This is a genomic window from Sinomonas sp. RB5 (assembly GCF_054063535.1).
This window is the reverse complement of record NZ_JBSSGJ010000005.1, coordinates 114,419-139,120: the sequence shown is the minus strand read 5'-3', so window position 1 is coordinate 139,120 and position 24,702 is coordinate 114,419. Positions and strand designations below refer to the sequence as shown.

Annotated in this window: 21 protein-coding genes; 15 read left to right on the top strand and 6 right to left on the bottom strand. The window is 71.6% G+C overall.

Annotated features, from left to right (window positions below; genetic code table 11):
• The first annotated feature begins 265 nt into the window (after nucleotides 1-265).
• Complete coding sequence (gene lepA, locus ACVWWH_RS08100) at nucleotides 266-2,119, top strand: translation elongation factor 4 (protein ID WP_457316209.1); 1,854 nt, start codon at nucleotides 266-268, stop codon at nucleotides 2,117-2,119.
• Nucleotides 2,119-3,369, top strand: coding sequence for a radical SAM family heme chaperone HemW (hemW, locus tag ACVWWH_RS08095; RefSeq protein WP_457316208.1), 1,251 nt, complete (start codon nucleotides 2,119-2,121; stop codon nucleotides 3,367-3,369). Before lepA ends, hemW begins: the two co-directional genes overlap by 1 nt.
• A gap of 15 nt (nucleotides 3,370-3,384) precedes the next feature.
• Here the strand turns inward: hemW and ACVWWH_RS08090 are convergent, their stop codons facing one another.
• Complete coding sequence (locus tag ACVWWH_RS08090) at nucleotides 3,385-3,786, bottom strand: DUF4870 domain-containing protein (RefSeq protein WP_066497843.1); 402 nt, start codon at nucleotides 3,784-3,786, stop codon at nucleotides 3,385-3,387.
• Between the two features lie 94 nt (nucleotides 3,787-3,880).
• Nucleotides 3,881-4,732 (bottom strand): DUF3097 domain-containing protein, encoded by an 852-nt coding sequence (locus ACVWWH_RS08085; protein WP_457316207.1) that lies wholly within the window; start codon nucleotides 4,730-4,732, stop codon nucleotides 3,881-3,883.
• Between the two features lie 168 nt (nucleotides 4,733-4,900).
• Here ACVWWH_RS08085 and hrcA point away from each other — a divergent pair, with 168 nt between their 5' ends.
• From hrcA to ACVWWH_RS08070, 3 genes are read left to right on the top strand one after another with little or no spacing between them, the layout of a single operon-like run.
• Nucleotides 4,901-5,917, top strand: coding sequence for a heat-inducible transcriptional repressor HrcA (hrcA, locus tag ACVWWH_RS08080; protein WP_457316206.1), 1,017 nt, complete (start codon nucleotides 4,901-4,903; stop codon nucleotides 5,915-5,917).
• Nucleotides 5,918-5,931: 14 nt separating this feature from the next.
• Complete coding sequence (dnaJ, locus tag ACVWWH_RS08075; protein ID WP_457316205.1) at nucleotides 5,932-7,059, top strand: molecular chaperone DnaJ; 1,128 nt, start codon at nucleotides 5,932-5,934, stop codon at nucleotides 7,057-7,059.
• Nucleotides 7,060-7,061: 2 nt separating this feature from the next.
• The gene (locus tag ACVWWH_RS08070) at nucleotides 7,062-7,838 is read left to right on the top strand and encodes a 16S rRNA (uracil(1498)-N(3))-methyltransferase (RefSeq protein ID WP_457316204.1); all 777 of its coding nucleotides are present in this window, start codon (nucleotides 7,062-7,064) and stop codon (nucleotides 7,836-7,838) included.
• Here the strand turns inward: ACVWWH_RS08070 and ACVWWH_RS08065 are convergent, their stop codons facing one another.
• A complete protein-coding gene (locus ACVWWH_RS08065; RefSeq protein WP_457316203.1) occupies nucleotides 7,839-8,789 on the bottom strand; it encodes a GerMN domain-containing protein in 951 nt (316 codons plus the stop codon).
• A gap of 255 nt (nucleotides 8,790-9,044) precedes the next feature.
• On the opposite strand from ACVWWH_RS08065, the gene ACVWWH_RS08060 reads away from it, so the two are divergent.
• From ACVWWH_RS08060 to ACVWWH_RS08040, 5 genes are all read left to right on the top strand, one after another.
• On the top strand, nucleotides 9,045-10,124 hold the full coding sequence (locus ACVWWH_RS08060) for a PhoH family protein (RefSeq protein ID WP_457316202.1): 1,080 nt from the start codon (nucleotides 9,045-9,047) through the stop codon (nucleotides 10,122-10,124).
• On the top strand, nucleotides 10,121-10,594 hold the full coding sequence (ybeY, locus tag ACVWWH_RS08055; RefSeq protein ID WP_066497835.1) for an rRNA maturation RNase YbeY: 474 nt from the start codon (nucleotides 10,121-10,123) through the stop codon (nucleotides 10,592-10,594). The genes ACVWWH_RS08060 and ybeY overlap by 4 nt, the downstream gene beginning before the upstream one ends.
• Entirely contained in the window at nucleotides 10,591-11,889 is a 1,299-nt protein-coding gene (locus tag ACVWWH_RS08050) for a hemolysin family protein (RefSeq protein WP_457316201.1), read from the top strand. Before ybeY ends, ACVWWH_RS08050 begins: the two co-directional genes overlap by 4 nt.
• Complete coding sequence (era, locus tag ACVWWH_RS08045; protein ID WP_066497831.1) at nucleotides 11,882-12,832, top strand: GTPase Era; 951 nt, start codon at nucleotides 11,882-11,884, stop codon at nucleotides 12,830-12,832. The genes ACVWWH_RS08050 and era overlap by 8 nt, the downstream gene beginning before the upstream one ends.
• A gap of 91 nt (nucleotides 12,833-12,923) precedes the next feature.
• Nucleotides 12,924-14,456 carry an LCP family protein gene (locus tag ACVWWH_RS08040; RefSeq protein WP_457316200.1) on the top strand — a complete coding sequence of 511 codons (1,533 nt, stop codon included), beginning with the start codon at nucleotides 12,924-12,926 and terminating at the stop codon, nucleotides 14,454-14,456.
• A gap of 109 nt (nucleotides 14,457-14,565) precedes the next feature.
• On the opposite strand, the gene ACVWWH_RS08035 is transcribed toward ACVWWH_RS08040, so the two are convergent.
• Complete coding sequence (locus ACVWWH_RS08035) at nucleotides 14,566-16,530, bottom strand: M13 family metallopeptidase (protein WP_457316199.1); 1,965 nt, start codon at nucleotides 16,528-16,530, stop codon at nucleotides 14,566-14,568.
• Nucleotides 16,531-16,769: 239 nt separating this feature from the next.
• On the opposite strand from ACVWWH_RS08035, the gene leuA reads away from it, so the two are divergent.
• From leuA to ACVWWH_RS08020, 3 genes are all read left to right on the top strand, one after another.
• Complete coding sequence (gene leuA / locus ACVWWH_RS08030) at nucleotides 16,770-18,515, top strand: 2-isopropylmalate synthase (protein ID WP_457316198.1); 1,746 nt, start codon at nucleotides 16,770-16,772, stop codon at nucleotides 18,513-18,515.
• A 92-nt stretch (nucleotides 18,516-18,607) separates the two neighbouring features.
• Nucleotides 18,608-19,372, top strand: a complete 765-nt coding sequence (gene recO / locus ACVWWH_RS08025; RefSeq protein WP_066497827.1) for a DNA repair protein RecO — start codon at nucleotides 18,608-18,610, stop codon at nucleotides 19,370-19,372.
• A gap of 68 nt (nucleotides 19,373-19,440) precedes the next feature.
• Nucleotides 19,441-20,259: an isoprenyl transferase gene (locus tag ACVWWH_RS08020; protein ID WP_457316197.1), complete on the top strand. Its 819-nt coding sequence runs from the start codon at nucleotides 19,441-19,443 to the stop codon at nucleotides 20,257-20,259.
• Here ACVWWH_RS08020 and ACVWWH_RS08015 read toward each other — a convergent pair.
• Nucleotides 20,256-21,239 carry an alpha/beta hydrolase gene (locus tag ACVWWH_RS08015; protein WP_457316196.1) on the bottom strand — a complete coding sequence of 328 codons (984 nt, stop codon included), beginning with the start codon at nucleotides 21,237-21,239 and terminating at the stop codon, nucleotides 20,256-20,258. The genes ACVWWH_RS08020 and ACVWWH_RS08015 overlap by 4 nt on opposite strands.
• A gap of 64 nt (nucleotides 21,240-21,303) precedes the next feature.
• Between ACVWWH_RS08015 and ACVWWH_RS08010 the strand changes: the two genes are divergently transcribed.
• A complete protein-coding gene (locus tag ACVWWH_RS08010) occupies nucleotides 21,304-22,392 on the top strand; it encodes a quinone-dependent dihydroorotate dehydrogenase (RefSeq protein ID WP_457316195.1) in 1,089 nt (362 codons plus the stop codon).
• Nucleotides 22,393-22,519: 127 nt separating this feature from the next.
• On the opposite strand, the gene ACVWWH_RS08005 is transcribed toward ACVWWH_RS08010, so the two are convergent.
• Nucleotides 22,520-23,104, bottom strand: a complete 585-nt coding sequence (locus ACVWWH_RS08005) for a DUF3043 domain-containing protein (RefSeq protein WP_457316194.1) — start codon at nucleotides 23,102-23,104, stop codon at nucleotides 22,520-22,522.
• A gap of 96 nt (nucleotides 23,105-23,200) precedes the next feature.
• Between ACVWWH_RS08005 and ACVWWH_RS08000 the strand changes: the two genes are divergently transcribed.
• On the top strand, nucleotides 23,201-24,607 hold the full coding sequence (locus ACVWWH_RS08000) for a M20/M25/M40 family metallo-hydrolase (protein ID WP_457316193.1): 1,407 nt from the start codon (nucleotides 23,201-23,203) through the stop codon (nucleotides 24,605-24,607).
• Nucleotides 24,608-24,702: the final 95 nt, after the last annotated feature.

Below are 24,702 nucleotides of genomic sequence, written 5' to 3'. Positions count from 1 at the left end.
ATGGAACTCTCTTGTTGATGCCAACAGGGTCTAGAGGGCGTTCGGACCGACCATCGACTGAGCGGCGTGGGGATGCCTATGGCAGCCGGTCGTCAGTGCCCGCCGACCTGCACGGACACACAGCAGACAATGCTAGCAGACTTCCGGGCGCGCGCTCCTCGCGGGCGCGGGAGCGGCGGACGCACCGCCTATGGGAGACTAGGAAGTCAGCAATCCACCGTGGGCAACCACGCCTCGACAGTATTGACAGTGAGGACCGTTCACCGTGTCTCCCATGGCCCGCACCGCGCCCGTGCCCGCCGCGACGGATCCGTCGATCATCCGCAACTTCTGCATCATCGCGCACATCGACCACGGAAAGTCGACCCTCGCGGACAGGATGCTCCAGTTCACGGGAGTCGTGCAGCCGCGGGACATGAAGGCGCAGTACCTCGACCGGATGGACATCGAGCGCGAGCGCGGCATCACCATCAAGTCCCAGGCGGTCCGCATGCCCTGGGAGGTCGACGGCACGGCCTTCGCCCTGAACATGATCGACACCCCCGGGCACGTCGACTTCACCTACGAGGTCTCGCGCTCGCTCGCGGCCTGCGAGGGCGCGGTGCTCCTCGTCGACGCGGCCCAGGGGATCGAGGCGCAGACCCTCGCGAACCTGTACCTCGCGATGGAGAACGACCTCACCATCATCCCGGTGCTGAACAAGATCGACCTGCCCGCGGCCCAGCCCGAGAAGTACGCGGAGGAGCTCGCCAACCTCATCGGCGGCAACCCCGACGACGTCCTGAAGGTCTCCGGCAAGACCGGCGTGGGCGTCGAGGGCCTCCTCGACCGGATCGTGCGGGACATCCCGGCACCCGTGGGCGACGCCAAGGCCCCCGCCCGCGCCATGATCTTCGACTCCGTGTACGACACCTACCGGGGCGTGGTGACGTACGTGCGCGTCGTCGACGGCTCCCTGAGCCCGCGCGAGCGGATCCAGATGATGTCGACCAAGGCCAGCCACGAACTGCTCGAGATCGGCGTCATCTCCCCGGAGCCCATCCCGTCCAAGGGGCTCGGCGTCGGCGAGGTGGGCTACCTCATCACCGGCGTCAAGGACGTGCGCCAGTCCAAGGTCGGCGACACGATCACGAACCTCTCCAAGCCGGCGTCGGAGTCCCTCGGCGGCTACCAGGACCCCAAACCCATGGTGTTCTCCGGCCTCTACCCGCTGGACGGCTCGGACTACCCGGACCTGCGCGACGCCCTGGACAAGCTCAAGCTCAACGACGCGGCGCTCGTCTACGAGCCCGAGACGTCCGCCGCGCTCGGCTTCGGCTTCCGCGTCGGCTTCCTCGGCCTCCTCCACCTCGAGATCGTGCGCGAGCGCCTCGAACGCGAATTCAACCTCGACCTCATCTCCACCGCGCCCAACGTCATCTACGAGGTCACCCTCGAGGACAAGTCCGTGGTGACGGTGACCAACCCGAGCGAGTTCCCCACGGGCAAGGTCAACGAGGTCCGCGAGCCCATGGTCTCCGCGACGATCCTCGCCCCGAACGAGTTCGTGGGCGCCATCATGGAGCTCTGCCAGGGCCGGCGCGGCCAGATGAAGGGCATGGACTACCTCTCCGAGGACCGCGTGGAGCTGCGCTACTGGATCCCGCTGGCCGAGATCGTGTTCGACTTCTTCGACCAGCTCAAGTCCAAGACCCGCGGCTACGCCTCGCTCGACTGGAAGGCCGACGGCGACCAGGTCGCCGACCTGGTCAAGGTGGACATCCTGCTCCAGGGCGAGCAGGTCGACGCCTTCAGCGCGATCACGCACCGCGACAAGGCCTATGCGTACGGGACGATGATGACCGCGAAGCTGCGCGAGCTCATCCCGCGCCAGCAGTTCGAGGTGCCCATCCAGGCGGCCATCGGCTCCCGCATCATCGCCCGCGAGAACATCCGGGCCATCCGCAAGGACGTCCTCGCCAAGTGCTACGGCGGCGACATCACCCGCAAGCGCAAGCTCCTCGAGAAGCAGAAGGAGGGCAAGAAGCGCATGAAGATGGTCGGCCGCGTCGAGGTGCCCCAGGAGGCCTTCATCGCGGCGCTCACCACCGACGAGTCGAAGGACAAGGCGAAGAAATAGTGCCCAGCACCCTTCCTCTGGGCGACCCGGCTCCGGCCGACGGCGCCCTGCCGCCCCAGGCGGCCGTCGCGGCGGGGGAGCGGGGCTTCTCGCTGTACGCCCACATCCCGTTCTGCTCCGTCCGCTGCGGGTACTGCGACTTCAACACCTACACGGCCACCGAGCTCGGCGGCGGCGCCTCGCAGGCGGACTACGCCGCGACGGCCGTCTCCGAGGTGCGCTTCGCGGCAGCCGCGCTGGACGCCTCCGGCGTGCCTCGCCGTCGTCTGTCCACGGTGTTCTTCGGCGGCGGCACGCCGACCCTCCTGCCCGCACAGGACCTCACCGCGATCCTCTCTGCGGCGGTCGCGGAATGGGGGCTCGAGCCGGGAGCCGAGGTGACCACGGAGGCGAACCCCGACTCGGTGACGCCCGCGTCCCTCCAGGCCCTCGCCGAGGCCGGATTCACCCGGGTCTCCTTCGGCATGCAGTCGGCGGTGCCGCACGTGCTCAAGGTCCTCGACCGGACCCACACCCCGTCCCGGGTGCCCGAGGCGGTCCGGTGGGCGCGCGACGCGGGACTCGACGTGAGCCTCGACCTGATCTACGGCACCCCGGGCGAGTCGCGCGACGACTGGCGCGCCTCGCTCGACGCGGCGCTCGCGTGCGAACCGGACCATGTCAGCGCCTACGCGCTCATCGTCGAGGACGGCACGAAGCTCGCGGCCCAGATCCGCCGGGGCGAGGTCCCCGAGGTGGACGACGACGACCACGCCGAGAAGTACGAGCTGGCCGACGCGGTGCTGGGCAGCGCGGGCTTCCACTGGTACGAGGTCAGCAACTGGGCCCGCGGCGCCGCGGGCCCGGGTCCGCAGAGCGCGCGCTTCGAATGCCGGCACAACCTCGCCTATTGGAACGGCGGCGACTGGTGGGGCATCGGGCCGGGCGCCCACTCCCATGTGGGCGGCGTCCGCTGGTGGAACGTCAAGCACCCCACCGCGTACGCCGGGCGCCTCTTTCAGGGCGTCTCGCCGGCCGCGGCCCGGGAGACGCTCGACGACGGCACGCGCCGCGTGGAGCGAGTCCTCCTGAAGGTCCGGCTCGCCTCCGGCCTGCCCACGTCCGACCTCGATGCCGGGGGCCGCGCGGCCGTGGCCGGCCTGATCGCCGATGGCCTCGTGGACGGGCCCAAAGCCCTGCGGGGCCGTCTGGTCCTCACGCTGCGGGGCCGGCTCCTCGCCGACGCGGTCGTGCGGGCCCTGCTGCCCTGACCCGGGCAGCAGGCATCACTTGATGAGGTGCAGGTTGTAGCGGTACTGGTACGGCTGCCCGCGGTTGACCTGGATGCCCGCCGTGACCGAGAACACGGTGAGCGCGATCCAGAGCAGCGTCGCGAGGACAGAGAACACGCTCCCGACGAAGGGAATGTACCCGAGCAGGTTGAGCACGACCGCCGCGACCGTGGGCGGCAGCGTGAAGTTCAGCGCTTCCTTCGATTCCTGCGCCGTGAAGGGGCCGCGGTCCTTGAAGACGAGGTAGATCAGCAGCGACGGGACGAAGCCGAGGATGCCGCCGAAATGCGCGAGGGTCGCCCATTGCCGGTCCTCGGACGCCGTCAGCGGCGCGGGGACCGTGGCACCGTTGTCCTGTCCGGCGGTGCTGCGGGGGTCCTTCGGGTACTCGGCCACTGATGAATCCTTGCCTGTGGTTCCTTGCGGTCTTGGCGCCCACGCCGGCCGCACGGCCGCCGGGAGCAGTCCAAGGATATCCAAGGTTGCCTCTTCAGGCGGTCAGGAAGTCGATGACCTCCTCGACGCGGCCCAGCAGGGAAGGCTCGAGGTCGGCGTAGGTGCGCACGGCTCCGAGGAGCTTCTGCCAGCCGAGCCCGACGTCCTCCGCGGTGCCGTGCGGCCACCCGAAGGCCTTGAGGATCCCGGTCTTCCAGTCCACGCCCCGCGGGACGGTGGGCCAGGCGGGGATGCCGAGCACCGAGGGCTTGATGGCCTGCCAGACGTCCACATAGGGGTGGCCGACGACGAGCACGTTCCCGGCGGCCCCGGGCACCGCCATCGCCTCGGCCACGATGCGCGACTCCTTCGAGCCCTCGACCAGGTGGTCGACGATGATCCCGAGCTTCCGGCCCGGTCCTGGGCCGAACGCCGCCACGGCCCCGGCCAGGTCGTCGACCCCATGCAGGGGTTCGACGACGATCCCCTCGACGCGGAGGTCGTCGCCCCACACCTTCTCCACGAGCTCGGCGTCATGCTTGCCCTCGACCCAGACCCGGCTCGCCTTGGCCACCTGCGCGCGCATCCCCTCGACGCGGACGGAGCCGGACGCGGTGCGGGCCGGGGGCGCGGGCTGGGTCCTCGGGGCCGGCGGTCCGACGCGGACGGGACGGCCGTCGAGGAGGAACCCGAACCCGAGCTGGAACGAGCGCGTCCGCCCGCGCCGGTCTTCGAGGCTCATCACGTGCATGCCCCCGGACTTCTCCACGCGGACCACGGCACCCACCCACCCGCTCTCGGCGTCCTCGAGGACGAGCCCGGGCTCGGCGGGGACGAGGGGCAGTTCGGCACGGGAGGGGGCAGCGAGGTCGGCCGGCCCCCAGGAGTCATAGCTGAGTCGGTCCACCCGCCGCATCCTACGGCGGGTCGCCCCGGAGGGCCCCGGGGACGCGCCGTGGCCGAGTGCACAGCACGGGGGTTCCCGCCGGACCCGGTGGGCGTACTAGACTTAGCACTTGATCCCAGAGAGTGCTAAGCCGCGGGTGTGCCGCCCGCCGTCGCAGCAGGAGGTGTGATGAACGAGCCCCGCAAGCTGGAGGTCCTGCGGGCGATCGTGGAGGACTACGTCCACTACCGCGAGCCCGTCGGGTCCAAGGCGCTCGTGGAACGCCACCGGCTCGGCGTCTCGAGCGCCACCATCCGCAATGACATGGCCGCCCTCGAGGACGACGGCCTCATCACGGCACCCCACACGAGCGCCGGCCGCGTGCCGACTGACAAGGGCTACCGGGTCTTCGTGGACCACCTCGCTGCGGTGCGGCCGCTGTCCGCCGCGGAGAAGCAGGCGATCCAGACCCTTCTGGGCGGTGCGGACGACCTGGACGACGTGCTCGAGCGCACCGTCAGGCTCCTGTCCCAGCTGACCAACCAGGTCGCCGTCGTGCAGTACCCCCAGCTGGGCCGCGCCAAGGTGCGGCACGTCGAAGCGGTGTCCATGGCCCCGCGCCAGGTCCTGCTCGTCCTCATCGCCGACACCGGCACCGTCGAGCAGCGGGTGCACACCCTCAGCGAGGACGTCGACCGCGACAGGCTCGCGTACCTGAGGCAGCGGTTCCTCGAGGGGCTGGCCGGGACGGCCGTGGGACGGCTCGCGGTCGGGGCGGCGGAGGTCGTCGCCTCGCTCGCTCCGCAGGACCAGCGGCTCGGCGCCGAACTGGCCCACGGCCTCGGCACCCTCGCAGAGGCGAGCCGCGAAGACCGCATGGTGATGGCCGGCACCGCCTACCTCGCAAGGTCCAACAGCGACTTCCTCCAGAGCATCTCACCCGTGCTCGAAGCGCTCGAGGAACAGGTGGTCCTGCTGCGGCTCCTCTCGGAGATGGCGGCCGATCCCCGCGGCGTCACCGTGACGATCGGCCGGGAGAACCCGTATGTCGGCCTGGCCGAGACCTCGGTCGTCGCGACCGGCTACGGGCAGGACGACGGACCGAAGCTCGGCATCCTCGGCCCCACACGCATGGACTATCCGGCCACGATGGCCGCAGTGCGGGCGGTCGCCCGCTACCTGTCGAAGATCATCGCCGGAAGCTGAGAAGAAAGAGAACTGTGAGCAGCCACTACGAAACCCTCGGCGTGCAGACCGACGCGACCCCCGAGGAGATCAAGAAGGCCTACAAGAAGCTGGCCCGCAAGCTCCACCCGGACATGAACCCGGGCGAGGACGCCGCGGACCGCTTCAAGGCCGTCACCCACGCCTACGAAGTCCTCTCGGACCCGCAGAAGCGCCGTGTCTATGACACGACGGGCAACGAGAACGGCACCGACAACGGCTTCTCCGGCGGCTACAACGGCGCGGGCTTCGCGTTCCAGGACATCTTCGAGACCTTCTTCGGCGGCGGGGCGGGGCAGTCGGGCCCGGCGTCCCGGGTGCGGCGGGGGCAGGATGCGCTCATCGCCGTCCGGATCGAGCTCAAGGACGCCGTCTTCGGCGTCAACAAGAAGCTCGAGGTCGACACCGCGGTCGTCTGCGGCCGCTGCGACGGATCGTGCTGCGAGCCCGGCACCGAGCCGGTCCGCTGCGGCGTGTGCGGCGGCTCCGGGCACATCCAGCGCCCCGTGCGCTCGATCCTCGGCCAGGTCATGACCATGGCCACGTGCCCCACCTGCCAGGGCTTCGGCACGGAGATCCCCAGCCCGTGCAACGAGTGCGGCGGGGAGGGGCGCGTACGGAGCCGGCGCTCGCTCACGGTCAAGATCCCGGCCGGGGTCTCCACGGGCACCCGCATCCAGCTCGCGGGCCAGGGCGAGGCCGGAACGGCCGGCGGTCCGTCCGGGGACCTCTACGTCGAGATCCGGGTGGCCGCGCACCCGACGTTCACGCGCGAAGGCGACGACCTGCACGCGACCCTCAGCGTCCCCATGACCGCGGCCGCGCTCGGGTCCGAGATGACCCTCGAGACGTTCGACGGCGAGCACAGCATCACCCTGCGGCCCGGGAGCCAGTCGGGTGACGTGGTGACCCTGCACGACCTCGGCGTGGCCCGGCTGCGCGGCACGGGCCGCGGGGACCTCCTCGTGCACGTGCGGGTCGAGACCCCGACCAAGCTCGACGCCGAGCAGGAGGAACTCCTGCGCCAGTTCGCCAAGCTCCGCGGCGAGCAGGTCGGCGAGGGCAAGCTCGTGGGCAGCGGCGGCATGTTCGCCAAGCTCCGCGACAAGCTCGGCAACCTCTGACGATGTCCCGGCCGCTCTTCTACGTCGCCCCCGGCGCGCTCGACGGCGCGGTCCCCGGAGGCACCATGACCGTGGACGGCGCCGAGGGCCGTCACGCCGTCGCGGTCCGGCGCCTGGGCGTGGGGGAGGGCGTCGACGTCTCGGACGGCGCCGGAACCCGCGCCGTCGGCACCGTCAGCAGGGCCGAGGGCTCCGTGCTCGAGGCGGTCGTCGACACCGTGCTGCACGAGGAGCGCCCTCCCTTCCGGCTCGTGCTCGTCCAGGCGCTGGCGAAGGGAGACCGGGACGAGCTGGCCGCGGAGACGGCGACAGAGCTCGGTGTGGACGCGGTCGTCCCGTGGCAGGCCGAGCGGTCGATCGTGCGGTGGAAGGGCGAGCGGGCCCAGAAGGCGCTCGCGAAGTGGCGCTCGGTGGTCCTCGCGGCAGCCAAGCAGGCCCGCAGGGCCTGGGTGCCGGACGTCGAGCCGGCGGTCGACGGCGGCCGCCTCGCCGAGCGGATCGCGCATGCGCGGCTCGCGGTGGTGCTCCACGAGGAGGCGAGCGAGTCGCTCACCGGCATCCTGCGGGGCGTGGCCCCGGGGGACGGCGAGGGCGAGATCCTGTTCATCGTCGGCCCGGAGGGCGGCATCAGTCGGGCCGAACTCGAGCGCTTCGTCCAGGCCGGCGCGCGCCTTGCGCTGCTGGGACCGCACGTGCTGCGCTCCTCGACGGCCGGGCCGGCGGCGCTGGCCCTCGCGGGCGAGCACCTCGGCCGGTGGGGGAGCCGGGACGGCCGCTAGCTAGCCGGTGACGGTGAACGACTTCGAGTCCCAGGCCGAGGTGCTCGAGGTCGCCGAGGGCGAGGCGTCCTCGGCCGGCAGGATCCGGACCTCGTAGTCCCCGGGCGGGAGGTTCACCGCGAAGGTGAATTCGCCCACGTGCCCGGCGTCATGGCCCGAGGTCACCGTCCCGCTGACGTACACCGACCGGTTCCCCTGCGCGTCGTGCCGCAGGACCTGCCACGCGAACGGCTTGTCCGGCTGGGTGGCCCTGCCGAAGACCTTGAGCGAACCCTTGAGCCTGCTGCCCTCCTGCGGATCGATGATCCATACCGGGGCGATCATCGAGGGGTCCCGCTGCATGAGCTGCCCCAGCTGGACGCGCTGGAACGCGAGCTGGGAGGTCCGGCCGTCGACCAGGAGCATGACCGAGATCGGCTGGCCGGCGTCGACGAGCCCCGAGCTGGCAGCCGCCGCTGTCGCGGTGTAGACCAGCTGCTGGACCGCGAGCTGGGCCGTCGGCTCGTCGACTCCGGTGTTGAAGGCGTCGTCCGAGACGTCGACCGTGATGTAGTTCCGCCCGGAGACGGACGCGGCAAGCTTCTTGGGCGACTGCCAGGGGCTGAAGTAGTGGGGGTCGAGCGGCTTCTGCGACATCATGATCCGCAGCGCGGTCGCGATGGGGTTGTCCCGGGAATCGGCGTCGCGGAACTCCCGGTAGAGGTAGACGCCGTCCCGGGCCCGGCCGAGCCAGTACACCGGCGCCTTCGCCGAGGTCTGGGACGTCTCGAGCGGGGCCGAGGCCGGGGTCATCCCGCTGGTGGGACCCGCCGTCGAGCCGGCCGCGATGCTCGGCTGCGGAGTGCCGGCGGCCGTGCAGCCCGTCAGCGGCAGGCCCGCGGCGAGGAGCGCGGCAGCAAGCGCCAGGGCGCCGCGTCGGCGCCGGCTCCCCAGCCCAGCTCGAAGTGCCATCGGTTCCCTTGCAGATCAGTCCGCGCCCCTCCGCGGGGCCACCGCCCAGCTTGGCACAGCATCTGCCCACGGTCCCGTGCAGGAGGCCAATAGAGTCCCAAGTGATGCACGATTGATATTTCCAACGGATGGGGCCGCCGCGGCCCCGCGGCCGGCGGACCCCTCGGCGGGCGCGGCAGTAGGATGGACTGGACGGTCGGCCACCGGGGCGGCCACGAGCGGCGGACGGCCGCACCGAGGAGGAGAGACACGCCTGTGACCGCGGAGTTCCCGCACACCACCCCTGCGGCCCGCACCGAGGTGCTGCGCTTCGGTTCGAGCGACGAGATGGTGCGTATCCTCGGCCCCCACGACGAAGCCCTGCGGTACGTCGAGGAGCAGTTCCCGGCAGTGTCGATCCACGCGCGGGGCAACGAGCTCACGATCGTGGGCCCGGCCGCCGAAGTCCCGCACATCCGGCGCCTCTTCGAGGAGATCTCGGCCATCGCCGCCAGCGGCGCCACGGTGACCACGGCGTCGCTCGAGCAGCTCGTCGCGATGCTCCGCACCCAGACTGTCGCGAGCCCTTCCGATGTCCTCACGCACAACATCCTCTCGAGCCGGGGCCGGACCATCCGGCCCAAGACGGCCAACCAGAAGGAGTACGTCGACGCGATCGACGCCAACACCGTGATCTTCGGGATCGGTCCGGCCGGCACGGGCAAGACCTATCTCGCGATGGCCAAGGCGGTGCAGGCACTCCAGCACAAGGACGTCAGCCGGATCATCCTGACGCGGCCGGCCGTGGAGGCGGGGGAGCGGCTCGGGTTCCTCCCAGGCACCCTCAGCGACAAGATCGACCCGTACCTGCGCCCCCTCTACGATGCGCTGCACGACATGATGGACCCCGAGTCGATCCCGCGGCTCATGGCCGCCGGCACCATCGAAGTCGCCCCGCTCGCCTACATGCGCGGGCGCACCCTCAACGACGCCTTCATCATCCTCGACGAGGCGCAGAACACCACCCCCGAGCAGATGAAGATGTTCCTCACGCGCCTGGGCTTCGGCTCGAAGATGGTCGTGACGGGCGATGTGACGCAGGTGGACCTGCCGACGGGCGCGGCCTCCGGGCTGCGGATCGTCCAGCAGATCCTCCAGGGGGTCGAGGATGTGAACTTCTCGGTGCTCGATGCCTCCGACGTGGTCCGGCACCGGCTCGTGGGGGACATCGTCGACGCCTACGGGCGGTGGGACGCCAAGGAGCGCGCCCGTGCGCAGCGCCGGCGGGACCAGGCCCGTGCGCAGGGCGCCTCCTCGCCGGCTGGCGGCGCGCCTGAGTCTAAGCTGGAACCGTGAGCATCGAAGTCAACAACGAGTCCGGCCTCGAGGTCGACGCCGAAGCCCTCGTCCGCCTCGCCCGGTTCGTGTTCGACCGCCTGTGGCTCCATCCGCAGACCGAACTCTCGATCCTTCTCGTCGACGAGGAGGCGATGGAGCGGCTGCACCTGGAGCTCATGGACGAGCCTGGCCCCACGGACGTGCTCTCGGTGCCCATGGATGAGCTCACGCCCGGCGCCCCGGGCCGGCCCACCCCCCAGGGCATGCTCGGGGACATCGCGATCTGCCCCCAGGTCGCGGCACAGCAGGCCGAGCGCGGGGGGCACGCGGCCGACGACGAGCTGCTCCTGCTCGCGACCCACGGCATCCTTCACCTGCTCGGCTTCGACCACGCGGAGCCGGAGGAGCGGGAGGAGATGTTCACGCTCCAGCGCGAGCTGCTCACCGAATTCCTCGGGCGGCCGGCACCGAGCGAGACGGTGGCGTGACGCCCGCCTTCCTCCTCGTCCTCGCCCTCGTCTTCGTCGTCCTCGCGGGATTCCTCGCCGCCGCTGAGGCAGCGCTCGCGTTCCTCCCGCGCCATGATGCGGAGGAGCGGATCGAGGAAGGCCACGCCGCCGCCCTCGCGAGGGTCCTGGCCGATCCGGTGCCGCACCTGCACGCCCTGCGGTTCTGGCGCATCTGGTTCGAGACGGCCGCGGCGGTGGCCGTCGCCGTCCTGGTTCACAGCTGGCTGGACAACGTCTGGCTCGCAGGCCTCGCGGCCACCGTCGTCATGGCGCTCATCGGCTTCCTGCTCGTCGGCGTGTCGCCGCGCCAGCTCGGGCGCCAGCATGCGCTGCCAATCGCCGCGGCGTCCGCGCCGCTCCTGAGCGGCCTCCGGGCGGTCCTCGGGCCTGTCCCGGGGTGGCTCGTCCGGCTCGGCAGCGCCGCCACCGGCACCGACCCGGGCCACGAGGAGGCCACCTACACCGCGACCGAGTTGCGCGAATTCGTCGAGCGCTCCAGTGACACCGAGGACCTCGAGGACGAGCAGGCCGAGCTGCTCCAGTCGGTGTTCGAACTGGGCGAGACCCTCGTGCGGGCCGTCATGGTGCCGCGGACCGACATCGTCGCGATCGAGTCCGGCTCGACCCTGCGCCAGTCGATGTCGCTCTTCCTGAGGTCCGGCTGCTCGCGGGTGCCGGTGTTCCGGGAGAGCCTCGACGACGTCAGCGGGATCCTCTACCTCAAGGACGTCGCTGCGCGGCTCCACGAGACCCCCGGCGCGGAGCGCGAGGCTGTCGACTCGCTGGCGCGAGCGCCGCGGTTCGTGCCCGAGTCCAAGCCCGTCGACGAGCTGCTGAAGGAACTGCAGCGCGAGTCGACGCATCTGGCCATCGTCGTCGACGAATACGGCGGCACCGCGGGCCTGGTCACGCTCGAGGACCTCATCGAGGAACTCGTGGGCGAGATCGTCGACGAGTACGACGACGACGAGCCCGAGGTCCTCGACCTGGGCGACGGCCGATTCCGTGTCACCGCCCGCATGGGCCTGGACGACCTCGGCGAGCTGTTCGACGTCGACCTCGAGGACGACGAGGTGGAGACGGTAGGCGGACTCCTCGCCAAGGGCCTGGGCCGCGTGCCGATCGTGGGCAGCACCGCCGAGATCCACGGAATCCGGCTGACCGCGGAGCGGAGGATCGGGCGCCGGAACAGGATCAGCCACATCCTGGCCGAGCGCGCCGAACCGACCACGACAACTGAGAACAACGACGAGGCAGGGAAAACCCATGGCTGAGAAGACCGAGGGGCACGGCGCCCCCGACTACCGCGCCGGATTCGCCGTGCTCGTGGGGCGCCCCAATGCGGGCAAGTCGACACTGACTAACGCGCTCGTGGGCCAGAAGGTGGCGATCACGTCGGCGAAGCCCCAGACGACGCGGCACACGATCCGCGGCATCGTCCACCGCGAGGACGGCCAGCTGATCCTCGTGGACACCCCCGGGCTCCACCGCCCGCGGACCCTGCTGGGCCAGCGGCTGAACGACCTCGTGGCCGAGACCCTCTCGGAGGTCGACGCGATCGGGTTCTGCATTCCCGCGAACGAGCGGATCGGCCCGGGCGACAAGTACATCGCCAACCAGCTCGCCGCCGTCCCGCGCAAGCCGATCGTCGCCCTCGTCACCAAGGCAGACCTCGTCGACCGCGCCCAGCTGACCGAGCAGCTCCTCGCCGTCGACGCCCTCGGCCGCGAGGTCCTCGGCGGCGAGGGCTGGGCAGACGTCGTTCCCGTGTCCGGGCAGGACGGGTACCAGGTCTCCACCGTGGCAGACGTGCTGATCGGCCACATGCCGCCGTCGCCGCCGCTGTATCCGGACGGTGAGCTCACGGACGAGCCCGAGGCGGTGATGGTCGCGGAGCTCATCCGCGAGGCGGCCCTCGAGGGGGTGCGCGACGAGCTCCCGCACTCCCTCGCCGTCGTGGTGGAGGAGATCGTGCCGCGGGAGGGGCGCAGCGAGGACAATCCCCTCCTCGATGTCCGGGTGAACCTGTTCGTCGAGCGTCCCTCGCAGAAGGCGATCATCATCGGCAAGGGCGGCGCGCGGCTGCGCGAGGTCGGGACCGCGGCGCGCCGCGGCATCGAGGCCCTCCTCGGGACGCGGATCTACCTGGACCTGCACGTCAAGGTCGCCAAGGACTGGCAGCGGGACCCCAAGCAGCTGGGCCGGCTCGGGTTCTAGCCCGGCGTGCCGCCCGCGCTGTGCCTACAGGGCCCACACAGGGCGGCCGGTTACCATATACCGACCTAGCCCCTCGCAGGAAGGCCTCTCCTTGGCTCGACGCGCCGACGCCGCGCCGGCTGCTCCCAGCAGCGCCCGACGCAGCGGCGTGCACCATGCACGCCCGAACGGATCCGCCCCGCTGCGCCACGCGCGTCCCCTCGGGAGGCGGCACCTCGCACTCAAGATCATCGGCGGCGTGGTGGCGCTGGTCCTCGTAGGAGTCATCGCCTTCGCCGGGTACTGGTTCATCCGGCTCGGGTCCAATCTGCACCAGGCCCCACTGAGCGCCGGCAACGCGACGGCGGACGCGACGAACGACGCGACCGACCCGCTGCAGATCCTCATCATCGGCACGGACACCCGCTCCGGCGCCGACGCGGCCTATGGCTCCCAGGCGGACAGCTCCGGGTACGGCAACTCCGACGTGATGATCCTCATGGACATCTCGGGGGACAACAAGGTCGTCTCGATGACGAGCTTCCCGCGCGACCTCATGGTGCCGATCCCGAAGTGCCACGATCCGAAGACGAACCGGGACTTCCCGGCGCAGGCCGTGGGCCAGATCAACTCCGCCATGGCGGAGGCCGGTCCGGGCTGCGCGGTCGACACGGTCAACCAGCTCACGGGCCTGAAGATCGACCACTTCATGGTCGCCGACTTCAACGCCGTCAAGGACCTCTCCAACACGATCGGCGGCGTGCAGGTGTGCGTCAACGCCCCGATCGACGACCCGGCGTCGGGGCTGAAGCTGAACGCGGGGAACAACATGGTCCAGGGCGAGCAGGCGCTGGCCTTCCTGCGCAGCCGCCACGGCGTGGGCGACGGCAGCGACCTGTCCCGCATCAAGTCGCAGCAGGAGTTCCTCGCGTCGCTGGCCCGGAAGGTGAAGTCGGACGGCACCCTCAGCGATGTCTCGAAGCTCCTCTCCATCGCCGACACGATCACCAAGAACCTCACGGTGGACCAGGGGCTCGGCAGCCCCCAGACGATGCTGACCATTGCCGGCCGGCTCAAGGCCGTGGACCTCGCCAAGGTCTCGTTCGTGACCGTGCCGTGGGAGCCCTACACGGGCGACCCCAACCGCGTCCAGGTCAAGCAGCCGGACGCGGGAGCGCTCTTCCAGGCGCTCCGGGAGAACCGCGACCTCACGGCGCCCGCGCCGACCCAGCCCGCGAGCGCCGCGCCGTCGACGTCGTCCCCGTCCACCCCCGCCCCGCCCGCTTATGACAAGTCGATCCAGCCCGTGACCGTCGCCGACGGTTCGGGGGTCGCCGGCCGGTCCGCCGAACTCGTGAAGTTCCTCGCCGGGCAGGGCTTCACCAAGACGACCCAGTTCACGGCCCCGCCCGTGGGCGCCACCAACGTCTACTACGGGGCGAACTTCGCGGACGTCGCGGCCGACGTCGCCTCCAGCCTGGGGATCCCCTCGTCCCAGGTCCAGCAGGCCCCGAATGTCTACGGCGTGCAGGTCTACGTCGGGCAGGACTTCACGACCGGCACCCACTACACGCCGAAGATGCCGGACAACCTCGTGGCCCAGACCGCAGCGCAGAGCACCTGCCAGGCGGCCTTCGGCCAGTAGGCGTCCGGCAGGGCTTCGGCCGGTAGGGCTGCCCGGCTTGGAGGCCCGTACGACGGCGGCCCCGGAATCCCTTGGGGGATTCCGGGGCCGCCGTGTCTGGGCCGGGGGCCTACCAGATGGTCACGCGCTCCTCGGGCGCGAGCCACATCGCGTCGCCCTCGGTGACGCCGAACGCCTCGTGGAAGGCGTCGAGGTTCTTCACGATCGCATTGGTGCGGAACTCGTTGGGGGAGTGCGGGTCGATCGAGAGGCGGCGCAGCGTCTCCTCCGGCCGGCACACCTGCCGCCATACGGTGGCCCACGAGACGAAGAACCGCTGCGCGCCGGTGAGGCCGTCGATCACCGGGGCCTCCTGCCCGTTCAGGCTGAGCCGGTAGGCCTTGTAGGCGATGCCGAGGCCCCCCAGGTCGCCGATGTTCTCGCCGAGCGTCAGCCGCCCGTTGACCGTGTGGCCGGGCGTCTCCGCCGGAGCCAGGGCATTGAACTGGTCCACGAGGCGGCCCGTGAGCCCCTCGAACGAGCTGCGGTCCGCGTCCGTCCACCAGTTCCGCAGGGCGCCGGTCCCGTCGAACTGCGAGCCCTGGTCGTCGAAGCCGTGCCCGATCTCGTGTCCGATCACGGCCGCGATCCCGCCGTAGTTCACGGCCGGGTCCGCGTCCGGGTGGAAGAAGGGCTCCTGCAGGATGGCCGCCGGGAAGACGATCTCGTTCATGAGCGGGTGGTAGTACGCGTTGACCGTCTGCGGGGTCATGAGCCACTTCACGCGGTCCACCGGCTTGCCGATCTCGTCCAGCAGGCGGTCGAGCTCCGCGGCGTGGGCGCGCCAGACGTTGCCGAGCAGGTCCGCCTCGTCGACCACGACATCGGAGAAGTCGATCCACTCGTCCGGGTAGCCGATCTTGGGCCGGAAGGCCGCGAGCTTCTCGAGCGCGCGCTCCCGCGTCTGGGCGCCCATCCACGGCAGGACGGAGATGCTCTCGCGGTAGGCCTCGACGATGTTGGCCACGAGCTCCTGCATGGCCGCCTTGTGGCCCTCGGGAAAATGGCGGGCCACGTAGAGGCGGCCCACAGCCATCCCCAGCCCGGCCTCGACCGCGCCGACGCCCCGCTTCCACCGCTCCTTGTTCTGGGGGGTGCCCGAGAGGACTGTGCCGTAGAACGCGAAGTGGCGGTCCACGAACACCGCCGAGAGGAACGGTGCGGCGGAGCCCACCAGGTGGGCGGTGAGCCAGAGCTTCCAGGTCTGCAGCGGGGCCTCGTCCAGGAGCCCGGCGATCCCCGCGAGGAAGTCGGGGTTGCCCACCACGAGCTCGGCCCGCGCATCGGCGCGGATGCCCGTGGCCTCTGCCCAGGCCGGGAAGTGCCCGAACGCCTCGGTCGCCTCGGCCTCGGTGCGCAGGTTGTAGGTCCGCTGCGGGTCGCGGAGGGCCACCCTGTCCCAGTGGAGGGCCGCGATCCGCCGCTCCAGGCCGAGCACCGCGGCGGCGTCCTCGGCCGCGGTGGCCGAGCCCAGCAGGGCGAAGACGTCGCGGAGGTAGTCCTCGTAGGCGGTGACCGTCTCGGCGAACTTCTCGTCGCGGTAGTAGGACTCGTCGGGGAGGCCGAGGCCGCCCTGGCTCGCGTACAGGACCACGCGCTCGGGGTTGCCGGCGTCGGGCGCGGCGTAGAAGCTGAACAGGCCCTCGGTGCCCCCGCGCCCGAGGCGCGCCGACGTCGTGACGAGGGAGTCGACGTCGTCCACCGCCGCGATCTCGGCGAGCAGCGGCTGCAGGGGGGCGGCGCCGAGTTCCTCGACGCGTCCCACATCCATGAACGAACGGAAGAACGCCCCGATCTTGGCCTCGTCCGAGCCCTCCGGGTGGTCGCCGCCGGCGAGGTCCTCGATGAGCGCCCGGACGTTCTCCTCGGAGAGGTCCCGCAGCTGCACGAAGGTCCCGACGAGCGCCCGGTCCGCGGGGATCTCGGTCGAGCTCAGCCACCCTCCGTTGACGTGGCGGTACAGGTCGTCCTGCGCCCTGACCCGGTCATCGAAGTACTGGCGGTCGACGCCGGACGGCGCGGCTGGGCTGGTCATGGTGCCTCCTGTCTGCGGACGCTTCATCTTAGGCGCCGCGGCGTCACCCGGGCGGGCGCGCCATGAGCGGATGCTATCGTGGGCCTGTGCCAACCGCGCTGCTTCTTCTTAGCTGCCGTGGCGGGGCCTTCTAGCCGCTGATCCTCTGGTGATCCGCCGCAGGCCGATCCCCGCCGCGGAGTTCCCTCGTGCACGGCCGCCGCGGATCACAGCAGCTATGAAAGGCCTACAGTAAAATCATGCGCAACGCTCAGAAGCCCTCGGGCATGCCCGTCCACCGCTACCTGCCCTTCCACGAGCAGATCACGGTGGAGCTGCCCGACCGGACGTGGCCGGAGAAGCGGATCGAGAAGGCGCCGCGCTGGTGCGCGGTGGACCTGCGGGACGGCAACCAGGCACTCATCGACCCCATGAGCCCCGCCCGCAAGCTGAAGATGTTCAAGCTCCTCGTCGACATGGGCTACAAGGAGATCGAGGTCGGCTTCCCCTCGGCGTCGCAGACAGACTTCGACTTCGTCCGCCAGCTCATCGACGGCAACCACATCCCGGACGACGTCACCATCCAGGTCCTGACCCAGGCGCGCGAGCACCTCATCGAGAGGACCTACGAGGCCCTCGCCGGTTCCAAGCAGGCGATCGTGCACCTCTACAACTCGACCTCGGTGCTGCAGCGGCGGGTGGTGTTCAACCAGGACGAGGACGGCATCCTCGACATCGCGGTGCAGGGGGCACTGCTGTGCAAGAAGTACCAGGAGATGATCCCGGACACGCACATCACGTACGAGTACTCCCCGGAGTCGTTCACGGGCACGGAGCTCGAGTACGCGGCCCGCGTCTGCAACGCCGTCGCCGAGGTCTTCGAGGCCAGCGCGGACAACCAGGTGATCGTGAACCTGCCGGCCACGGTCGAGATGGCCACCCCGAACGTGTACGCCGACTCGATCGAGTGGATGAGCCGCAACCTGCATCCGCGCGAGGGCATCATCCTGTCCCTGCACCCGCACAACGACCGGGGGACCGGGGTCGCAGCGGCCGAGCTGGGCTACATGGCCGGCGCCGACCGGATCGAGGGCTGCCTCTTCGGCAACGGCGAGCGCACCGGCAATGTCGACCTCGTCACGCTCGGGCTGAACATGTTCGTCCAGGGCGTCGATCCGATGATCGACTTCTCCAACATCGACGAGATCCGCCGCACGGTCGAGTACTGCAACCAGCTGCCGGTGGGCGAGCGGGTCCCCTACGGCGGCGATCTCGTCTTCACCGCGTTCTCGGGGTCCCACCAGGACGCCATCAAGAAGGGCTTCGAGGCGCTCGAGCGCGACGCCGCCGCCGCCGGCACCCCCGTGGACCAGTTCACCTGGCAGGTTCCGTACCTGCCCATCGACCCCAAGGACCTCGGCCGCAGCTACGAGGCGGTCATCCGGGTCAACTCCCAGTCCGGCAAGGGCGGCGTGGCCTACCTGCTCAAGAACGAGCACAGCCTGGACCTTCCGCGCCGGGCGCAGATCGAGTTCTCCGGCGTGATCCAGCGGCACACCGACACGGCCGGCGGGGAGGTCAGCGCCGCCCAGCTGTGGGCCATCTTCAGCGACGAGTACCTGCCCTCCACCGAGGACGGCAGGGCGTGGGGCAAGTACGCGCTCAGCCACGTCACCGCGGAGTCCGACGAGGACGGCACGATGACGCTCAACGCCACGCTCCGGATCGACGGGGAGCGCGTGGAGCGCACCGGCACCGGCAACGGCCCCATCGCCGCGCTGCTGGACATCTTCGCCCAGGAGGGCATCGACGTCCGGGTCCTGGACTACAGCGAGCACGCGCTGAGCGAGGGCGGCAACGCCCGCGCCGCCGCCTACGTCGAGTGCGCGGTGGGGGAGCGGGTCCTGTGGGGCGTGGGCATCGACCCGAACACCTCGATGTCCTCGCTCAAAGCCGTCATCTCGGCCGTGAACCGGGCGCTGCGCGACGCGGAGGCTGCCGCCTGAGGCACCCGCAGGCAGTGCGCACGACGGCGCCGGGCACCAGCCCGGCGCCGTCGTGCCGCCCGCGCGGCACTCGCGGTGGGAGAATGGGGCCCATGGCTGAGACGACGTTCGCATCCCGGAGCTACCGGGACGACGGCGTGGTGCTGCGTACCCACAAGCTCGGCGAGGCGGACCGGATCGTGGTCCTGCTGACCCGCTCCCACGGACAGGTCCGCGCCGTGGCGCGCGGCGTGCGCCGCACCCGCAGCCGCTTCGGGGCGAGCCTCGAGCCGTTCATGGTCGCCGAGCTCCAGCTCGTGCACGGCCGCTCGCTCGAGATCGTGAGCCAGGCCGCCGCCCGGGCCAGCTACGGCGCCCCGATCGCCGCCGACTACTCCCGCTACACGGTGGCGGCCGCGATGGCCGAGACGGCCGAGCGCCTGACGGCCTCGGAGGCCGACGCGGCCACTGCGCAGTACCTGCTCCTCGTCGGCGCCCTCGCCGCGCTGAGCAGGGGAGCGCACCCGCCGGGGCTCATCCTCGACTCCTACCTCCTGCGGGCCCTCGCGACCGCCGGATGGGCGCCGAGCTTCACCGACTGCGCCCGCTGCGGCGAGCCGGGACCGCACGGGGCCTTCAGCGCGGCCCTCGGCGGCATCGTCTGCGCGGCATGCCGGCCGCCCGGGTCTCCGGCCCCGGCCAAGGAGACCGTCCGGCTGCTCGCCGCGCTGCTGGCCGGTGACTGGGAGTCGGCCGACGCGTCGGAGGCCCTCCACCGGCGCGAGGCCGCCGGCCTCGTCGCCGCCTACGCGCAGTGGCACCTCGAACGCGCGGTGGGATCCCTCAAGCTCGTCGAGCGGGAGCCCGCCGACCCCTGACAGCCGGCCGCGCGGCGTCGTCCGCGGCCGAGAAGACCCCCAACCCGACCCGGACGGTGACCGCCCTCGTGACCCCCCTCTCCCCGCGCCGCGCCCGCACTGGCCGCCCCGCTCCGACCCCGCCCTTCCCGCACCCCTCGGGGGCCACCCCGCCCGACATTCCGCGCGAGTTCGTGCCGCGGCACGTCGCCATCGTCATGGACGGCAACGGCCGCTGGGCCAACCAGCGCGGCCTGCCGCGCATCGAGGGCCACAAGGCCGGGGAGCCCGCACTCCTCGACGTCATGGCCGGCGCGATTGAGCTCGGCATCGAGTACGTCTCGGTGTACGCGTTCTCCACGGAGAACTGGAAGCGCTCGCCCGAGGAGGTCCGATTCCTCATGGGCTTCAACAAGGACGTCCTGCGGCGCCAGCGCGACACCCTGGACTCGTGGGGCGTGCGCATCCGGTGGGCCGGGCGCCGGCCGCGCCTCTGGGGCTCGGTGATCAAGGAACTCGAGGAGGCCGAGGCCTACACGCGCCAGAACACGGTGTGCCACCTCACGATGTGCGTCAACTACGGGGGCCGTGCGGAGATCGCCGACGCCGTCGCCGCCATCGCCCGCGACGTCGAGGCCGGCCGGCTGCGCGCGAGCAGCGTGCGGGAGAGGACCATCCAGCGCTACCTCGACGAGCCGGACCTGCCGGACGTGGACCTCTTCCTGCGCAGCTCGGGCGAGCAGCGCCTGAGCAACTTCCTGCTGTGGCAGTCGGCGTACGCGGAGATGGTGTTCCTCGACACGCTGTGGCCGGACGTCGACCGCCGCACCCTCTGGGAGGCCGTGGAGATCTACGCGCGCCGGGACCGCCGGTACGGGGGCGCGGTCGACCGCGCCCCCGCGGGCTAGCTCTCCCGCCGGCTGAGCTCCTCGAGCCAGCGCCCCAGCCGGCCGTAGGCCTCGTTCCGGACGGGGGCCGGGGAGAGCAGCACATCGTGCAGCCCTCCCTCCACGAGGGCCTCCTCCAGGTCCACGCACAGCTCGGCCGCAGCGCGGCGCATCGGGGCGATCGGCAGCACCGCGTCGCGCTCGCGCATCCGCTCGCGCCACACGGGCCCCATGTCCGAGGTCGTGGACGCGAGCAGCAGGGACGGCAGCTCAATCCTGGGCCCGGACCTCAGGAGCCGCTGCCCCTGGAGGACACCGTGGAGCCAGCCCAGCCGCACGGGGAACGCGTTGCGCGGGCGCAGGTCCTCGCGCAGGTCCCACTCGCCCCCGGCCTCCTTGGCGACCGCCCGCCAGAAGTAGCCCCGGGAGGGCAGGGGTATCTGCTGGCGCGGCCAGCGCGCCGACGCCGGGCGCAGGGCGGCCTCGAGCACGCGCCCGGCAGCCGTGCCGCCGTGGGCCACGAGCCACGGGCTGCTGAGGACGAGCCCGGCGAGCTCGCCCGCCGACCGCTGGGCGTAGAGCGCGGCCGCGAGGCCCCCGGTCGAATGTCCCATGAGCACCGGACGGGCCCCCGAGTCGGTGTGGGCGGCGGCGACGGCCGCTGCGACGCTCTCGAGGTAGTGCTCGGCCGAGCCGACGAACCCGGGCAGCTCGCCGGCGGCGAGGCTCCGTCCGTGTTCGGGGAGGTCGAGGGCGTAGAACCGGTAGCCGTGGGTGTCGGCGAAGTGGGCGAGCTCGAGGTTGAAGAAGTAGTCGCTCCAGCCGTGGACGTACAGCAGCGCTCCCTCCGCCCGCAGCGGGGCCGCGGGGCCGCCGCCCCCCGAGTGCTCCTCCGCCGGATCGAACCGGATGAGCGTGCCGAGCTCGCCGTGCCGCCCGCGCCCGAGCGGAGCCGATTCGACGCCGTGGCCCAGGAAGTCCTGGGTCCAGTGGAGCGGCATGGGGCCTCCTGGTCTCGGCGTCAAGAACGAGAGTAGAGAGCGGCGGGCATGGGAGACTAGACCCATGCGCTTCTACCCCCTGTTCTTCCGTGCTGCCTTCTCCTGGATGGACGCCGAGCGGGCCCACCGGATCGGGTTCGGCGCGATCCGGGCCGTGCACGCGTGCGGTCTGGGCCGGGCCCTCGGCCGGTACACGGCGCCCGCTCCGTCGCTGCGGACCGAGGCCCTCGGCCTCACGTTCCCCTCGCCCTTCGGGCTGGCCGCCGGCTTCGACAAGGAGGGCCGGGGGATCGAGGCGCTGGCCGAGCTCGGCTTCGGGCACATCGAGGTCGGCACCATCACCGGGCAGGCGCAGCCCGGGAACCCGCGGCCGCGCCTCTTCCGGCTCATCGAGGACCGGGCGGTCGTGAACAGGATGGGCTTCAACAACGACGGCGCCGCCGCCGTCGCCCCCCGCATCGCCTCCGCCCGGGCCGCCCTCGAGGCACGCTACGGCGCAGGGCGGCCGGTCATCGGCGTCAACATCGGCAAGACCAAGGCCGTGGAGCTCGAGGACGCCGTCGACGACTACCGGGTGAGCGCGCGCGAGCTGGCGCCCGTGGCCGACTACCTGGTGGTGAACGTCAGCTCGCCGAACACGCCGGGGCTGCGCCTCCTGCAGAGTGTCGAGACCCTCCGGCCGCTCCTCGCCGCGGTGCGCGAGGAGTCCGAGGCTGCCGCCGGGCGCCGCGTGCCGCTGCTGGTGAAGATCGCCCCGGACCTCTCGGACGCGGACGTCGACGACGTCGCGCGGCTCGCCCTCGACATGGGGCTCGACGGCATCATCGCCACCAACACCACGATCTCTCGGGACGGCCTCGTCAGCCCCGCGGAGGCGGTCGAGGCCGCCGGCGCGGGCGGCCTCTCGGGCGCGCCGCTCAAGCACCGCTCACTCGAGGTGCTGCGCCGGCTCAAGGCCGTGGTGGGGGACCGGCTCGCCCTCGTCGCCGTGGGAGGCGTGGAGACGGCCGACGACGTCCGCGCACGCCTCGAGGCGGGTGCCACGCTCGTCCAGGGCTACACCGCGTTCCTCTACGAGGGTCCCTTCTGGGCGGCCGCCGTCAACCGCGGCCTCGCCCGCACGCCCGCCGCGGCGCCGGCCCCGCGGCCCTGACCCGGCCCGGCCGTCGGCCCTGCCGTCGGGGAGGGGGGACGGACGACGGCGGCGCGGCACCCGGGTGGGTGCCGCGCCGCCGTCGTCACGGGGGCAGCCAGGGGAGCGCCCGGGCTGCCGCGGGCCGTCAGCCCGGGTTCTGGCCGCGCTTCACGAGCGGCTTGGGCAGCCGCAGCGGACGGAACTGCAGGGCCCGCATGCTGCCGTACCAGACGGTGCCGCGCTCGACCTCGCCGAACTTGTTCTGGAGCGCGCGCTTGAGCCTGCGCGAGAGCCAGAAGGTGTCCGCGAACACCAGCAGGAAGACGATCCAGAAGGCCCCCAGGATGAACACCTGGGCCGCGGCCGCCTGGGGGACGATGAACGAGATGACCACGAAGGCCAGGGCCGCGAACATGAGGTACTCGCCGAGGTTGAAGCGCGCATCGACGAAGTCGCGCGCGAACCGCTTCTGCGGTCCCCGGTCGCGGAACGGCATGTTCCTTTCGTCGCCCGTCTCGAGGGCCCGGCGCACGCGCTGGCGCTCCTCCACTGCGGCCTGCCGCTCGGCGGCCCGGGACGCCTTGCGGTCCGTGGGGACGAGGGGGCGCCGGCGCGCCGCCTCCTGGTCTTTGCGCCTCGGGGTCGGGGTCCCCTTGCCCACGATCGGGACCTGGGGCTCGGCGGGCTGCGGGGGGCTGTCGGCAGCCGGCTCGTTCTTGCGTCCAAACACCCTTCAAGGATACCGGCCGGGGCCGCGTGCGGCCGCCGCGGCCGGCCGGGCGTGCGGGGCATTGATGGGACAGGTCCTCCCTTGTAATGTCAAGCCATGCCTTCACATCTACCCCAGCACGTGCCCGCCTCCGACGTCGCGGCGCTGCGGTCCGCCGTCGCCGGGCGGTTCGCCGACACGGTCGCCGAGCTGTCCCACCTCGTCGCGATCCCCGGCATCGCGTGGCCGTCCTTCCCGCCCGCCGAGATCGAGCGCAGTGCGCAGGCCGTCCTGGAGCTCGTCCGCGCCGCGGGCATCGAGGATGCCGAGATCCTGCGTGCTCCCCGCGCTGACGGCACCGAGGGCGGCCCTGCCGTGGTGGCACGCCATCCCGCGAAGCCGGGCCAGCCCACGGTCCTGCTCTACGCCCACCACGACGTCCAGCCGCCGGGGGACCTCGCCCTGTGGGAGACCGAGCCGTTCACGGCCACGGAACGCGACGGGCGGCTGTACGGCCGGGGGAGCGCCGACGACAAGGCCGGGATCCTCGTCCACCTCGCGGCCTTCCGCGCCGTCACCGAGGTCTTCGCCGACAGGTTCGGCCTCGGCGTGACCCTCTTCATCGAAGGCGAGGAGGAATTCGGCTCCCCGTCCTTCCGCGCCTTCCTCGAGGCGCACCGCGAACGTCTCGCGGCCGACGTGATCGTCGTCGCCGACTCGAGCAACTGGGCGGTCGGCCAGCCCGCGCTCACAGCCAGCCTGCGCGGCCTTGTCGACGGGACGTTCGAGGTGGCCGTGCTCGGCCACTCCGTCCACTCCGGCGTGTTCGGCGGCCCCGTGCTCGACGCCCCCACGATCCTCGCCCGGCTCATCGCCACGCTCCACGACGACGCCGGCAACGTCGCCGTGGCGGGCCTGGTGGCCCACGACGACGCCGACCTCGACTACCCGGAGGAGCAGTACCGCCAGGACGCCTCGGTGCTGGACGGCGTCCGCCTCGCGGGCACCGGCAGCATCGCCGCCCGGCTGTGGCGCCGCCCCGCGCTGTCGATCATCGGCATCGACGTGCCCGCAGTGGACGTCGCCTCCAACACCATCCAGGCCCGGGCGCGCGCCAAGTTCAGCCTCCGCCTCGCCCCGGGGCAGGACCCGGACGCCGCCATGGAGTGCGTGCGCGAACACCTCGAGGCCCACGTGCCGTTCGGCGCCCACCTCACCTTCACCCCCAAGGAGAAGGGGAGTGCCTACCAGGCGGACACGGACTCGGAGGCTGCGCGCACCGTGATGTGGGCGCTCGGCGAAGCGTGGCAGACCCCGGCCGTGCACACCGGCATGGGCGGCTCGATTCCGTTCATCGCCGACCTCAAGGAGGTCTTCCCTGCCGCCGAGGTGCTCATCACCGGCGTCGAGGACCCCGATTCGCGGGCCCACAGCGCCAATGAGTCGCTGCACCTCGGCGATTTCGAGAAGTGCATCGTGGCCGAGGCCCTCCTCCTGGCCGGGCTCCGCCGCGACGGAGTGTGAACTCGCCCTCAGGGGGTTGGCAGGGCCTGCCGCCTCGGTCGTAGCATGGATGGAAGGCCCTACGAGGCCGGTCGGGCACTCCGCCGGCCACGAGA

Coding starts and splice junctions, on each gene's coding strand:
- hrcA (WP_457316206.1), top strand. CDS start 4,901: ATGAACGAGCCCCGCAAGCTGGAGGTCCTGCGGGCGATCGTGGAGGAC.
- ACVWWH_RS08070 (WP_457316204.1), top strand. CDS start 7,062: ATGTCCCGGCCGCTCTTCTACGTCGCCCCCGGCGCGCTCGACGGCGCG.
- ACVWWH_RS08065 (WP_457316203.1), bottom strand. CDS start 8,789: ATGGCACTTCGAGCTGGGCTGGGGAGCCGGCGCCGACGCGGCGCCCTG.
- era (WP_066497831.1), top strand. CDS start 11,882: ATGGCTGAGAAGACCGAGGGGCACGGCGCCCCCGACTACCGCGCCGGA.
- ACVWWH_RS08035 (WP_457316199.1), bottom strand. CDS start 16,530: ATGACCAGCCCAGCCGCGCCGTCCGGCGTCGACCGCCAGTACTTCGAT.
- leuA (WP_457316198.1), top strand. CDS start 16,770: ATGCGCAACGCTCAGAAGCCCTCGGGCATGCCCGTCCACCGCTACCTG.
- recO (WP_066497827.1), top strand. CDS start 18,608: ATGGCTGAGACGACGTTCGCATCCCGGAGCTACCGGGACGACGGCGTG.
- ACVWWH_RS08015 (WP_457316196.1), bottom strand. CDS start 21,239: ATGCCGCTCCACTGGACCCAGGACTTCCTGGGCCACGGCGTCGAATCG.
- ACVWWH_RS08010 (WP_457316195.1), top strand. CDS start 21,304: ATGCGCTTCTACCCCCTGTTCTTCCGTGCTGCCTTCTCCTGGATGGAC.
- ACVWWH_RS08000 (WP_457316193.1), top strand. CDS start 23,201: ATGCCTTCACATCTACCCCAGCACGTGCCCGCCTCCGACGTCGCGGCG.